The following is a 13998-nucleotide window of genomic DNA, read 5'->3' as shown; positions in this document are numbered from 1 at the left end:
ATTCTTATGCTTCAGGCGCTTTCGGCTACGAAATGCCCGGATGCAACCTCGCGATGATTGTAGATGGTTGGTCTGTCATCAATCCGGCGCGTGGTGCTCGGAATTTCACCTTCCAGTGCTGCGCGCTCGGTGCGGGCCGAAGGATCAGCGACAGGCACTGCCGATAACAGGCGCTGCGTATAAGGATGCGTTGGCGTCTCGAAAACCTGCCTGCGCGAGCCGAGTTCCATGATTTGACCAAGATACAGAACAGCGACGCGGTGGCTCATCTTTTCAACAACAGCCATGTCATGACTGATGAAGAGATAGGCCAGTCCATGTTCCTTCTGCAGATCCATGAACAGATTGATCACCTGCGCCTGAATGGAAACGTCGAGCGCAGACAGCGCTTCATCCGCAATAATCAGCTTTGGCTTTGAAGCAAGCGCACGCGCAATGCAGATGCGCTGACGCTGACCGCCGGAAAACTCATGCGGATAACGCGATGCGTGTTCCGGTCCGAGACCTACACGCTCAAGCAACTCGGCTACGCGTGCATTGATGGCCCTGTTATTGTCGAGGAGACCGTGAGTGCGGATCGGCTCGGCAATGGAAAATCCCACCGTCTTGCGCGGATCGAGCGATGCGAAAGGGTCCTGAAAAATATACTGAACTTCACGACGCATTGCGTAGCGCTCGGAAGAACTCATTTGGGAATAAGCTTTACCGTTGAAACGAATATCACCAGCCAGCGGCGATTGAAGCTGCTGGATTGTGCGCCCGATTGTCGATTTACCGGAACCGGACTCACCGACAAGTGCCAGCGTTTCGCCGGGATAGATATCGAAATTCACTTTCGATACGGCATTGCAGACATGAGTGACTTTGCCGAAAAGGTTTTTCTTGATCGGAAAGCGCACGTAAAGATCGTCAACAGCCAATAGCGGCTTATTACTATAGCTTGCCGTATCCTGAATGCGCTCTTCACCGGAAAGAATCGGAACACCATCGCGCATCATCATAACCGGCATACGCTTGGGGAATGCTTCGCCTGTCATGCTGCCGAGCTTGGGGACTGCAGACAAAAGTGTTTGCGTGTAAGGGTGCTGCGGCGCTTCAAAGATGCGCCCAACCGGACCCTCTTCGACTTTTTTGCCCTTCCACATGACGACGACATCATCGGCCATTTCTGCCACCACACCCATGTCGTGGGTGATGAAAATGACAGCCATTTCAAGCTCTTTCTGCAAATCCTTAATAATATGCAGGATCTGAGCCTGAATGGTGACATCAAGTGCCGTTGTTGGTTCATCGGCAATCAGAAGCTTCGGACGACATGCGAGTGCCATGGCAATCATCACACGCTGGCGCATACCGCCTGAAAGCTGATGCGGATAACGTTTGAGCAGCCCTTCCGCATCCGGCAAGCGCACCATTTCCAAAAGGCGCTTGCCTTCCGCAAGAGAAGCGGCTTTCGACATGCCCTCGTGCAGCATCAGCACTTCGGAAAGCTGATTTCCGATGGTGAACACCGGATTGAGCGACGTCATCGGCTCCTGAAAGATCATCGCGATGTCTTTACCGCGAATACCGCGCATCGCCTTCTGATCAGCCTTCAATAGATCGCGTTCGCCATTCGGGCTGTTGAACAGAATGCGACCGGACGGAAATTTCGCGCCGCTCATGTCAGCTAACCGCATTATGGAAAGCGACGTGATCGACTTGCCCGAGCCCGATTCACCAACGACAGCCAGAGTACGTCCGGGCGCGACGGAGAAGCTCAAATCATCGACCACTCGGCTGGAGCCAAATTCGACACTGAGGCCCTCGACCGTCAGCAGAGGTTTTGAAACAGATAAGTTCAACTCGGTTCCGTTCAAACTCATAACTCTCTTACAACGTGATGGCAGACCGTGTGGCCTGATTGAATGCACCGGACATGAAACGCAGCAGTGCTGCCACTTCAGATAGCGTCTCTTCCGATGGACGGGCATTCGCTGTGGAATCGACCAGAAGGCGTTCGCGGATTTGCGCATAGCGGGCGCAAGATTCCGCGCCCTTTTCCGTAATCTTGACCGTCTTTTCCTTGGATGCTTTGCCAGTCGTCAATAACCCGGCCTTTTCCAGCTTGCGGATGGCGTAAGTCGCGATGTGCGTATCTTCGATATCCAGCACCAGGCAGATATCTGCGAGCTTCTTCTCCCGTCCGCGATGACGGATCGAATGCAGGATCAGCACTTCAATGGGAGAAAGCCCCGGCAAACCGGCTGCCGCCATACAGCGAACCATCCAGCGCGAGAAAGCGTGCGACGCCAGAATAAGGCCATACTCAACCTCAGACATACCGGGTGAGCCGCCTTCGGCGAGATGGGCAGAGGAAACAATAGGACCGAGAGATGCTACGGAACGCAGATGTTTTGGCAGTGAAACTTCATCGAAGCCCTGCTCTCGCATCTCATTGGGCATTTCTGCCGCTATTTCCGAGTCTCTTTTATTCCCCATGCTTGCTGCTCCCTTATTTATGTGAATTTTATGTCACCATCTTATCGACATTTTGTCAATAAAGTGGGAGTATGAAATTCTGAAAAGATTTCGAAATACACTGTCTTCATGCATGAGGGAGCCAAGAATGAGCGGAACGGGAAGCGGCGTATGGGACTTCTGGATCGACCGTGGTGGCACATTCACCGACGTCATTGGACGCGACCCGCAGGGCACTCTTCATGCACGCAAGGTTCTCTCCGAAAACCCTTCAGCCTATAAAGATGCAGCCGTCCACGGTATCCGTTTGCATCTTGGCCTTACGACCGGCGAACCGGTCCCTGCGGGGCTGATTGGTGAAGTGCGCATGGGCACGACTGTTGCCACAAATGCGCTTCTCGAGCGTAAGGGCGAGCGGCTGGCACTTGTCACCACCAAGGGCTTCCGCGACGCTCTGCGCATCGGGTATCAGGAACGCAAAAACATCTTTGCAACCGAAATCATCAAGCCTGAAGCGCTTTATGACAGTGTAACCGAGCTCAATGAACGCGTCCATGCAGACGGCACAGTTGAAAAAGCGCTCGATTCTGCCGAAGCAGCCGCCGCACTGCGTTTCCTCAAAGAACAGGGCTATAAGTCGATCGCGATTGCTCTCATGCATGCCTATAAGTTCCCCGAGCATGAGGCTGAAATCGCGCGCATTGCGCGTGATCTCGGCTTTGAGCAAGTCTCCGTCAGCCATGAAGTTTCACCGCTGATCAAGCTGGTTGGGCGTGGCGATACGACCGTGGTCGATGCTTATCTTTCGCCTGTCCTTCGCCGCTATGTGGCACAGGTTTCTAATGAACTCGACGTTGAACGCACCGGCGCTCGCGTTATGTTCATGATGTCATCGGGTGGCCTGACCGCTGCCGATCTTTTTCAGGGGAAGGATGCAATCCTGTCTGGTCCTGCAGGTGGCGTCGTGGGGCTCGCCCGCACTGGCGAGACGGCGGGTTTCGGGCAGGTCATCGGCTTTGATATGGGCGGCACATCAACCGACGTTGCCCATTTTGATGGCGAATATGAGCGCGCCTTCGAGACAGAAGTTGCAGGCGTTCGTGTGCGTGCGCCGATGATGCTGATCCATACGGTCGCGGCGGGCGGCGGCTCTATCCTGCATTACGATGCCGGACGTTTCCGTGTTGGCCCAGATTCAGCAGGTGCAAACCCCGGCCCTGCTTGCTATCGCAACGGCGGACCGCTTGCTGTAACCGACGCCAATGTCATGCTTGGCAAACTGATCCCCGATTACTTTCCGGCGATTTTTGGACCAGAGCAGAACCAGCCACTTGATGTTGAACGTGTTCGCACGCTGTTCACCGCGCTTGCGGATGAAATTGGCGACGACCGATCGCCGGAATCGGTTGCAGATGGCTTTATCCGTATTGCTGTTGCGAACATGGTCGAGGCGATCAAGAAAATCTCGGTTCAGCGTGGTTATGATGTTACCCGCTATGCATTGAGCTGCTTTGGTGGTGCTGGCGGTCAGCATGCCTGCCTCGTTGCCGATGCCCTTGGCATGAAGAACATCCTTCTTCATCCAATGTCAGGTCTGCTTTCCGCTTACGGCATGGGCTTAGCGGATATTCGCGCCACGCGTCAGAAGGCGCTGGGCGTATCGCTTGATACTTCTGCACCAGCAGCACTCAATAGCCTTGGCGAAGAACTGGCCCAGGAATGTGTTGCAGAACTGACGACCCAAGGCATCGAAACCGATGCGATCAAACGTCATCTGCGTGCACACATCCGTTATGCTGGCACTGACACGGTACTTTCCATCGAAGCGACCTTCCCTGCTGAGGACAGTGCCGAACGTTTGCGTTCTGAATTTGAAATCGCACATAAGCGCCGTTTCGGGTTCATTGCCGAAAACAAGGCATTGGTCATTGATGCTGTTGAAGTCGAAGCAGTCGGTGGCGGCGCAGGCGAAACGGAAACGAGCCTGCCTCTGGAAAGCGACCTTGAGGCCGAAACGGCAAAGCGCGCACGTTTCTTCTCGCATGGTGAATTCCATGATGCAGGCGTTGTTCTTCGCGAGAAGATCCAGCGCGGCCAGACCGTGACCGGCCCTGCGATCATCATCGAAAAGAACCAGACGATCGTCATCGAAGATGGTTGGCAGGCCCGCCTGACCCAGCATGATCACATCGTTCTGACGCGCATCAAAGCTCTGCCTTTACGCACGGCAATTGGTACCGAAGCCGATCCGGTCATGCTGGAGATTTTCAACAATCTCTTCATGTCGATTGCAGAACAGATGGGGGTGACACTCCAGAACACGGCCTATTCGGTCAACATCAAGGAACGTCTGGATTTCTCTTGTGCCGTGTTTGATGCCGAAGGCAATCTGGTCGCCAATGCGCCGCACATGCCAGTGCATTTGGGCTCCATGGATGCATCCGTTGCAACGGCTATCCGTGAGAACAAAGATATCAAGCCGGGCGACGTGTTCCTGATCAACGCGCCTTACAATGGCGGCACGCACCTACCCGATCTGACCGTCTGCACCCCAGTGTTTGACGATGAAAACCGTGAAATTCGGTTCTGGGTTGCGAGCCGTGGCCACCATGCCGACATTGGCGGCATTGCTCCTGGTTCAATGTCGCCGCTGGCGGTCAATATCGAGCAGGAAGGTGTCTATATCGACAACTTCAAGCTCGTTGATCGTGGCACTTTCCGCGAAGACGCTCTCGCAGAACTTCTGACAGGCGCAACCTATCCGGTGCGCAATCTCACGCAGAACGTCAATGATCTGAAAGCGCAGATTGCCGCCAATGAAAAGGGTGTGGCTGAACTTAAAAAGATCATCGGTCTCTTCGGTGAAGATGTCGTCAAAGCCTATATGGGCCATGTTCAGGACAATGCGGCTGAAAGTGTGCGCCGCGTTCTCGACAAGCTGCCAGACGGCCATTTCACCTACGAAATGGATCAGGGTTGCCAGATCGAAGTTCGCGTCACAATCGATCGTGATAAACGCGAAGCAACGGTCGATTTCACCGGCACCTCTGAACAACGTCCTGATAACTTCAATGCGCCGGAACCAGTAACACGCGCCGCCGTGCTTTACGTATTCCGCGTGCTCGTTGAAGGCGACATTCCGATGAATGCCGGTTGCTTGCGCCCGATCAAGATTATCGTTCCGCAAGGCTCGATGCTTTCACCGCGTTTCCCGGCAGCCGTTGTTGCAGGCAATGTTGAAGTCAGTCAGGCCGTAACCAACTGCCTGTTTGGCGCGACCAAAGCCATGGCTGCAGCGCAAGGCACCATGAATAACCTGACATTCGGTAATGACGAGTATCAGTATTACGAAACCATCTGCTCTGGCGCCCCTGCCGGGCAGGGCTTCAATGGTGCTGATGCGGTCCATACGCATATGACCAATTCCCGCCTCACCGATCCGGAGATTCTGGAAACACGTTTCCCGGTACTGCTAGAAGACTTCCATATCCGTGAAGGCTCTGGCGGCAAAGGCAAGTGGCATGCTGGCGACGGCACCAAGCGCACGATCCGTGCATTGAAGACGCTCGATTTTGCAATCCTGTCCGGTCATCGCCGCGTGGCACCATTCGGTCTGGAAGGCGGGGAGCCCGGTCAGACTGGACGCAATGAAGTGCGCCGTAAAAATGGCACCGTCGAGGTACTTGGCAATTGTGATCAGACCGTTCTGGAAGTAGGTGAAGCCTTTACCGTCGTGACGCCAACAGGCGGTGGCTTTGGTAAGGCCTGATAGCAAAAGCAATCATGTAAAAAACGCCGCCGAAAGGCGGCGTTTTTCATTGTGGTTCAGCATGTATCCCAAAAGTGTGAACCGGTTTTGGGACAAAGACATGCGTAAAAACAAAAAAGTAAAGTGTGTCGCATGGATATGATAAAATGCGACACACTTTAGAACTAGAAATTGCCAAATCTCGATATACGGATTCAGATTGCTGCAATTGATAATAAAATAGAAATAATTTCTTCAAGATGGGCTAAGACTGCGATTTTAGACGCTTCATTAGAATTAAATTCCTGTATTTTACGTCTCATCGAATATTTTTACAGGTGACCTTACAAATGAAGTTCGCAAAAATCCTCGCCACCGTTGGTGTTCTCCAGGCAGCTCTCTTCTCGACCGCAATGGCCGGTGAAAACCTTGACGCCATCAAGTCGGCGGGCGTGCTGAAGATCGGCACAGAAGGCACCTATGCACCGTTCACCTTCCACGACAAGGAAAACAAGCTTGTCGGTTTTGACGTGGAAATCGGTGAAGCTGTTGCTCAGAAGCTCGGCGTGAAACCTGAATTTGTTGAAGGCAAGTGGGATGGCCTTATCGCCGGTCTCGATGCCAAGCGCTATGATGCGGTCATCAATCAGGTTGGTATCACCGAAGAACGCCAGAAGAAGTTCAACTTCTCCAACCCTTACATCGTTTCCAAGGTCGTTCTGATCGTCAATGACAAGAACGATACGATCAAAGACTTTGCTGACCTCAAGGACAAGAAGTCGGCTCAGTCACTGACGAGCAATTATGGCCGCATTGCCAAGGAAGCTGGTGCAGAACTGGTCGCTACCGATGGCTTCGATCAGTCGATCCAGCTGGTTCTGACGGGACGCGCCGACGCAACGCTCAATGACAGCCTGTCCTATCTTGATTTCAAGAAGCAGCAGCCAAACGCGCCTGTAAAGGTCGTTGCTGAAAAGGAAAATGCAGATGCTTCAGGCATCATCGTCCGCAAGGGTGATGACGATCTGGTCGCCGCAATCAACAAGGCACTTGATGAAATCAAGGCCGACGGAACTTACGACAAGATTTCGCAGAAATATTTCGGTCAGGATGTTTCCAAATAATTATCGGGTACAAGTAAGTTTCGGATAAGTGCAATTTTGGAAGCCGGAACATGTTTCCGGCTTCCTTTCGTTGTGGCTATATAGAAACCTAGCAAACGTCTATTTCAGGAATCTTCCATCTAAGGACCGAACACGTGCCCGATTGGCTTCAACTCATGGCGGATTCCCTGCCCACCCTGCTTTGGGCTGGGCTGATGTTCACCATCCCGCTTACAATTCTGTCCTTTATCTTCGGACTGTCCCTAGGGCTTCTCACGGCACTTGTACGCCTGTTTGCGCCAGTATGGGTGTCGCTCATCGCGCGCTTCTACGTATGGATTTTCCGTGGCACGCCTATGCTGGTGCAGCTGTTCGTAATCTTTTACGGTCTGCCAAGTGCCGGCATTTATCTCGATGCTTTTACGGCTGCGGTCATCGGCTTTTCGCTCAATGTCGGCGCCTATAGTTCCGAAGTCATTCGCGCGGTCATCTCCTCGGTGCCAAAAGGCCAATGGGAAGCTGCATATTCGATTGGCATGAGCTGGCGTCAGGCACTGACCCGCACCATTCTGCCACAGGCCACTCGCACAGCTGTTCCTCCGCTGTCGAACACCTTTATCTCACTGGTAAAAGACACCTCGCTTGCCGCAGCAATTACGGTGCCAGAGCTTTTCCAGTCCGCACAGCGCATCGTTGCGACCACCTATGAACCTCTGATCCTCTATATAGAAGCTGCGCTGATCTATCTGGCGCTTAGCACAATCCTGTCTCATCTTCAGGCACGGCTCGAAAAGCGCTTCAGACGCTACGGCGGAACGTTGGAGACAAACGCATGATTGAGCTCAAGAATATCGTAAAAAGCTTCGATAGCGTCGTTATCCTTAATGATATCAATGTGAAAATCGCCGAAGGTACGGTTACGGCACTTGTCGGCCCATCGGGCGGCGGCAAGAGCACCTTGTTGCGATGCATCAATCTACTTGAGATTCCAACGTCAGGCACGCTGGTTCTTGGTGGCCAAAGCATTATGCTTGATCCGGATCGCAAGCCAAGCTGGCAGGCGATCCAGTCGATTCGCCGCCAAACCGGCATGGTGTTTCAGAACTTCCAGCTATTCCCGCATCAGACTGCTATCCAGAACGTCATGGAAGGCCTGATCACTGTTTTAAAATGGCCAAAGGCAAAGGCTCAGGAACGGGCGATGGAACTGCTCACAAAGGTCGGGATGGCGCACAAGGCTGATGCCTGGCCTGCAACCCTCTCCGGTGGGCAGCAGCAGCGTATCGCCATAGCGCGTGCGCTGGCGCCTTCGCCGCGAGTACTTCTATGTGATGAGCCGACATCGGCACTTGATCCGGAGCTCGCATCCGAAGTTGTCGATGTGCTGAGCAAACTCGCCAAGGAAGGCACGACAATGGTCATTGCGACGCATGATTTACGTCTTGCTTCCAAGATCGCCCAAAATGTCGTTTTTCTGGAGTCGGGCAACATTATCGAGACTGGCAGTGCGCACGACGTCTTCGTCAATCCGGCACGCGAACGCACGAAACAGTTCGTGGCCACGATCAACGCGGCGCATAGTTACGATATCTAACACTCATCAGAACAGCTTATATTCCAGGGTCAGGGGCTTTCGTGAACAACGAAAGCCCCTGATCATATGGGCCTCATTAAATTCGTTCGTTGTTTTATGAATTTTCCAATGACACTTCCCTGCCTGCCCCTTGGTAAATGCCCAAAGCGCTGTTACATTAAGGGCAACGTAAAAATTGAAGCGCCTTGCTTGCGTCCTTTCAGGTTCGCGCGGCGCCATAAGGATAAAAACCTTGAAGAACCCCGAGGAGCGCCCTGCAGGAATGGCGCATCAAGGGGCGTCCGGTGGACAAACGGGCAATATACAGACCCGGAATCCGCCCGAGAACGGCAAGCGCAAACCGCGCAAGGAAGCCGTTTCAGAAGTCGGCAAGGCACCCAATGCCTCCGATTCAGGACGCTCAGACACGGAAAGCAAGGGCACGCAAAGCCAGCGCAAGCGTGCACGCCGTCGTAATCGCGGGAAAGTCTCTCGCGGTACGGAGGCGTTTACGCAAAAACCGGCAGTTACCGAAGCCCCCGTTGTTGATTCCAAATCTGTTGACGGTAAACCAGCTGGAAAAATATCGAATCGCCGTCGCCGCGCTCGTAAGAAAAAGCAGGCCCGGCAGCAAAGCGGCGTACCCACACATATGGACAACGCAGCGAAGGCGCAAAATGCGGCTCCTCGCTCAGATAGTTCTCCGACACAGCCACAGCAATCCAAGCGAAATCACGGCGCGCCCCATATTACGCCGCGCAGCAACACGCAGGAAGCACCGCTTTATGCGGCGTTGGATCTTGGCACCAACAATTGCCGCCTGCTGATCGCTTCGCCAACGCGTCCAGGTCAGTTCCGCGTGGTTGATGCATTTTCGCGCATTGTTCGCCTCGGCGAAGGCCTTAGCTCGTCAGGGCGTTTGAGCGAACATGCTATGCAGCGCGCGATCGATGCGCTCAAAATCTGCCGTGATAAGCTTGCATCTCGCAAAATCAGACGCACCCGCCTGATTGCAACCGAGGCTTGTCGTTCGGCCGCCAATGGCGAGGAGTTTCTCGCGCGTGTCTGTGAAGAAACCGGACTGGAACTTGAAATCGTCGACCGCCAGACAGAGGCACGTCTTGCTGTTTCCGGTTGTGGAACGCTCGTAACGCGCGAGACCGATGCGGTTGTGCTTTTCGATATTGGCGGCGGTTCGTCAGAAATCGCACTCATCGATGTATCTCAGCGCCGTTCGCCGCGTCTTGCCGAACATATTACGGCATGGACTTCTCTGCCCGTCGGTGTTGTCACATTGGCTGAACGCTTTGGTGGACGCAACGTCACGCAACAGAGCTTCGATGCCATGGTCGGTCATGTCACGGAGCTTTTATCCGGGTTTGCCGAACGCCATTGTCTGGGCCAACTCGCCGCAAGCTCGCGTTTTCATCTGCTCGGTACGTCCGGCACCGTGACCACACTCGCCGGCATTCATCTTGGACTTGAACGCTATGATCGTCGTCGCGTCGATGGTATGTGGATGGGATCAGATGAGGTGACACAGATGACAAGTCGCTTGTTGTCATGGGATTTTGACGCTCGGGTCGCCAATCCATGTATTGGTGCCGACCGGGCTGATCTCGTGCTGGCAGGCTGTGCAATTCTCGATGCCATACGCAATGTTTGGCCGAGTGAAAAACTTCTCGTGGCCGATCGCGGATTACGCGAAGGCATATTGACGGAACTCATGTCGCGTGACGGTGCCTGGCGCCATAACCGCACTCAGACCGCCAAAACTGGTGGTAAAACCGACGTAAGAAACAGGCATTGAAGATGAGCAAAGCAGGCGGAAACAAAGGCGGCACGAAAACCGGCGGACGCGGCGGTGCTGGTACAAGCAATCTTCGCGTTCGTGTGAAGAAAAAAGCCGGAACGATCAAGGAGTCTTCGCGCCGTTGGCTTGAGCGTCACCTGAACGATCCTTATGTGCACAAATCAAAGCAGGACGGTTATCGTTCTCGCGCGGCCTACAAGCTCATCGAAATCAATGATCGCTACAACCTTCTGAAAAAGGGCCAGAAAATTATCGATCTGGGTGCTGCACCCGGTGGCTGGTCGCAGATCGCGGCCAAGATTGTTGGCTCAACAGACGAAAACCCGCAAGTTGTCGGCATCGATTATCTGCATGTCGATCCACTGCCGGGTGTCATTCTTCTTGAAATGGACTTTCTTGACGAGACAGCTCCTGAGAAGCTGATGGAAGCGCTCGGCGACAAGCCTGATCTTGTGATTTCGGACATGGCAGCACCCACAACCGGCCACCGTCGTACGGACCATTTGCGGACGGTGCATCTTTGCGAAGTAGCAGCCGATTTCGCGGTATCGGTGCTGAAACCCGGCGGACACTTCCTGACCAAGACATTCCAGGGCGGCACTGAAAATGACCTGCTTGCAATGCTGAAACAGAAGTTCCGTTCTGTTCATCATATCAAGCCACCAGCATCGCGTGCAGAATCTGTCGAATTGTATCTGCTTGCCCGCGATTTTAAGGGGTAGTCTTGGTGCTCTGAGGTAGGATGAGATAAAGGCGGTCCAGAGAGAGGGCCGCTTTTTTCATTTGCCGTTGGCAGAGTCCGCGGCCTCCAAAGCTGTACGCTCTTTGCTCTTGGATTTGATTGTTGTCGGACCGGAAAGCTCGCGTCCTGCATCTGGCGCCAGCTTTGCAAACCAGAAGAAGGCTGTGGCTGAAATAGCGGCAACCACAAAGAAGCCAGTATGAAAGTCAGCGAGTTGCAGTGGAGCGCCTCGCAGAGCGGTGCTTATTTCAAGAATTCCACCAGCCATTGCAACACCGAGTGCGATCGAAACCTGCTGGGCAACGGCTGTAATTGGCGTCGCCTGACTTGTCTTGGCATCCGGGATCTCAGCAAAGGCCAATGCATTGACACCGGTAAAGAACAGCGAGCGGAAAAAGCCGCCAATCAACAGAAAGCCTACGATGAAGCCATAGGGCGTTTCAGGAAAGAATAGACCGTTTGCTGCGATGAATGCCGCTGAAATCAGCGAACCATACATTAGTGTTCGGCGGAAGCCGAAGAGACTGAAGACACGCTTGGCGCCGAACTTCATGCTGATGGCCCCTATCGCAGAAACGAAGGTCATCATGCCTGATTGAAACGGTGTCATCCCAAAACCAAGCTGGAACATCAACGGCAGCAGAAATGGAATTGCGCCGATACCCAGTCGGAACACACTGCCGCCGAAAACTGCAGAGCGGAAAACCTGATTATCGAAAAGTTTCAGGTTGAGCAGCGGATCGCTTACGCGGCGCGCATGGAAGATATAAAGGACCGAGCAGGCCAACCCGATAACTACAGTCACAACACCAATCACTGGCGGCAAAGCTGGAAGGCTTACAACCGATAAGCCGAACACTACGCCCGACATCGCAATGCCGGATAGGAAAAACCCCGGCCAGTCGAGGCGCTTGATGATCCGCTCATCATTGTCGGGCAAAAATCGGGTTGCAAACCAAATGCCAATCACACCAATCGGAACGTTGATCAAAAATATCCAGTGCCATGAAAAAAATGTCGTTATGAAGCCACCTACCGGCGGGCCAACCAAAGGTCCAACCATCGCGGGGATGGTGAGCCAGGCCATTGCGGAAACAAGTTCGCTTCTGGGTGTCGAGCGGATAAGAACCAGCCTGCCGACCGGTGTCATCATCGCGCCACCCATTCCCTGCAGGAACCGTGCGACAACAAAAGCGGCCAACGAGTTGGATGCAGCACAGGCCAGCGAGCCGACAACGAATATCGCAATCGCTGCCCGAAAGACGTTCTTGGCACCGAATCGGTCTGCCATCCATCCGCTCACTGGAATAAAAACCGCAAGGGAGACAAGATAAGCCGTCAATGCCAGTTTTAAGGCAATCGGACTGGTGCCGATATCAGCAGCAATTGCGGGAAGCGATGTTGAAATAACATTCGAGTCCATTTGCTCCATGAAAAGAGCAATTGCCAACACGAGTGGAACGATCCGGTTCAAGATGAAAATCCGAATAAAAGCAGAGAATTAAAGACGACTTTTTAGTCAATTATAACCGCTGTTTTATGTAGCGTCCGCGCGGAATTTACCAGTTAATTTGACGTCACAATGCGGTGACTGGCGCAAAGCCAGCCAACTCCGGGGGAGAGTTTCAACGTTTTCACGCCCCGTTACACGCGTTCACATTTATGTAAAATGGGTTGCGCTGCCCATAACAGGCTGTTACATTTCGTTACAGTTCTCGAGCTTTAGAATCCGATGTGGAGGCGTCGCGGTTCAAGGAGGTAGAAAAATGAGCGATATTACAAGAACAGCGATCGTCTATGGTATGATGATCATTTCGCTGAATACCGCACTGGCAATCGGTCTTCTTGGGTTGGACTTCCTGCGTTAGACGCAGCATCCACACGATAGAATTTTGCCCTCCAGGCAAGCATGAAAAAGGGTGCTCTCAATTTTTGGGAGCACCCTTTTGATTTGAAGCCTACCCGAAAAGTGCGAAAGGACTTTTGGGTGATAGGCCCTAAATGCAAATGGTGCGCAGCTATTGCCTCGTTCCATAGGCAAAAGTCAGACCATCACCCAGTTTGCAATCGAAAACCTTTTTCTCGGTTATAGCGTCGTATGTTCTTGGAGAGAGAATTTGAACTGTAATCGTTGCGCTATCATCGGGCATTACACGATACCGGATAAACTCAAGGATAGGCGTCAAGTCTTCACGGACTATCATATGCGCGTCTGAAAATACAATCGACTGGGTGGGATTCGAGAGCTTGATAAAAGACTGCACAACGACACCACCGAGAATAGACTTTCCTTTGAGTTTACTACCGGATTTCTGCTGACATACATCAAGATTCAGCAAAACTGTCGTTCTGTCTCCTGCAATTAAATGCGTGCTGAAAGCTTCATACTGACTTTTACTCTCAGCATGAGCCACGCCCGACATGACGGTGGTTGTCAACATGATTGCCAGTTTGATCTTCCAATGCATGACATGAACTCTCCGTTCAGTTTCCATGCATAAGAAGCTAATCATATTCACGGCTCGAGCTATTCCAAGGAATAGCCCGATTAAATGAACC

General features: G+C 53.0%; 10 protein-coding genes. 6 read left to right on the top strand and 4 right to left on the bottom strand.

The genetic code is table 11. The features are described from left to right. Positions 1 to 11: 11 nt before the first annotated feature. Together CEV33_RS03855 and CEV33_RS03850 are read right to left on the bottom strand one after the other, a co-directional pair. Positions 12 to 1865 carry an ABC transporter ATP-binding protein gene (locus CEV33_RS03855; RefSeq protein WP_094539126.1) on the bottom strand — a complete coding sequence of 618 codons (1854 nt, stop codon included), beginning with the start codon at positions 1863 to 1865 and terminating at the stop codon, positions 12 to 14. Positions 1866 to 1872: 7 nt separating this feature from the next. After that, a complete protein-coding gene (locus CEV33_RS03850; protein ID WP_167388116.1) occupies positions 1873 to 2481 on the bottom strand; it encodes a winged helix DNA-binding protein in 609 nt (202 codons plus the stop codon). A 112-nt stretch (positions 2482 to 2593) separates the two neighbouring features. Here CEV33_RS03850 and CEV33_RS03845 point away from each other — a divergent pair, with 112 nt between their 5' ends. From CEV33_RS03845 to CEV33_RS03820, 6 genes are all read left to right on the top strand, one after another. Further along, positions 2594 to 6229 carry a hydantoinase B/oxoprolinase family protein gene (locus CEV33_RS03845; protein WP_208620155.1) on the top strand — a complete coding sequence of 1212 codons (3636 nt, stop codon included), beginning with the start codon at positions 2594 to 2596 and terminating at the stop codon, positions 6227 to 6229. Between the two features lie 329 nt (positions 6230 to 6558). Next, positions 6559 to 7332, top strand: a complete 774-nt coding sequence (locus tag CEV33_RS03840) for an amino acid ABC transporter substrate-binding protein (RefSeq protein WP_024896305.1) — start codon at positions 6559 to 6561, stop codon at positions 7330 to 7332. Positions 7333 to 7466: 134 nt separating this feature from the next. After that, on the top strand, positions 7467 to 8147 hold the full coding sequence (locus CEV33_RS03835) for an amino acid ABC transporter permease (RefSeq protein WP_024896306.1): 681 nt from the start codon (positions 7467 to 7469) through the stop codon (positions 8145 to 8147). Next, the gene (locus CEV33_RS03830) at positions 8144 to 8905 is read left to right on the top strand and encodes an amino acid ABC transporter ATP-binding protein (protein ID WP_094539124.1); all 762 of its coding nucleotides are present in this window, start codon (positions 8144 to 8146) and stop codon (positions 8903 to 8905) included. The genes CEV33_RS03835 and CEV33_RS03830 overlap by 4 nt, the downstream gene beginning before the upstream one ends. A gap of 232 nt (positions 8906 to 9137) precedes the next feature. Further along, entirely contained in the window at positions 9138 to 10694 is a 1557-nt protein-coding gene (locus CEV33_RS03825; RefSeq protein WP_094539244.1) for a Ppx/GppA phosphatase family protein, read from the top strand. Between the two features lie 2 nt (positions 10695 to 10696). Beyond that, positions 10697 to 11419, top strand: coding sequence for an RlmE family RNA methyltransferase (locus tag CEV33_RS03820; protein WP_094539123.1), 723 nt, complete (start codon positions 10697 to 10699; stop codon positions 11417 to 11419). 57 nt (positions 11420 to 11476) lie between these two features. Here the strand turns inward: CEV33_RS03820 and CEV33_RS03815 are convergent, their stop codons facing one another. Both CEV33_RS03815 and CEV33_RS03810 read right to left on the bottom strand, forming a co-directional pair. Next, the gene (locus CEV33_RS03815) at positions 11477 to 12913 is read right to left on the bottom strand and encodes an MFS transporter (RefSeq protein ID WP_094539122.1); all 1437 of its coding nucleotides are present in this window, start codon (positions 12911 to 12913) and stop codon (positions 11477 to 11479) included. A gap of 544 nt (positions 12914 to 13457) precedes the next feature. Beyond that, on the bottom strand, positions 13458 to 13907 hold the full coding sequence (locus CEV33_RS03810) for a VirK family protein (RefSeq protein WP_167388115.1): 450 nt from the start codon (positions 13905 to 13907) through the stop codon (positions 13458 to 13460). Between the last annotated feature and the right edge of the window lie 91 nt (positions 13908 to 13998).

It is taken from the genome of Brucella grignonensis, assembly GCF_002252505.1.
Taxonomy (GTDB): Bacteria; Pseudomonadota; Alphaproteobacteria; order Rhizobiales; family Rhizobiaceae; genus Brucella; species Brucella grignonensis.
The sequence above is the reverse complement of the archived record's forward strand: the minus strand, read 5'-3'. Positions and strand labels throughout refer to the sequence as shown.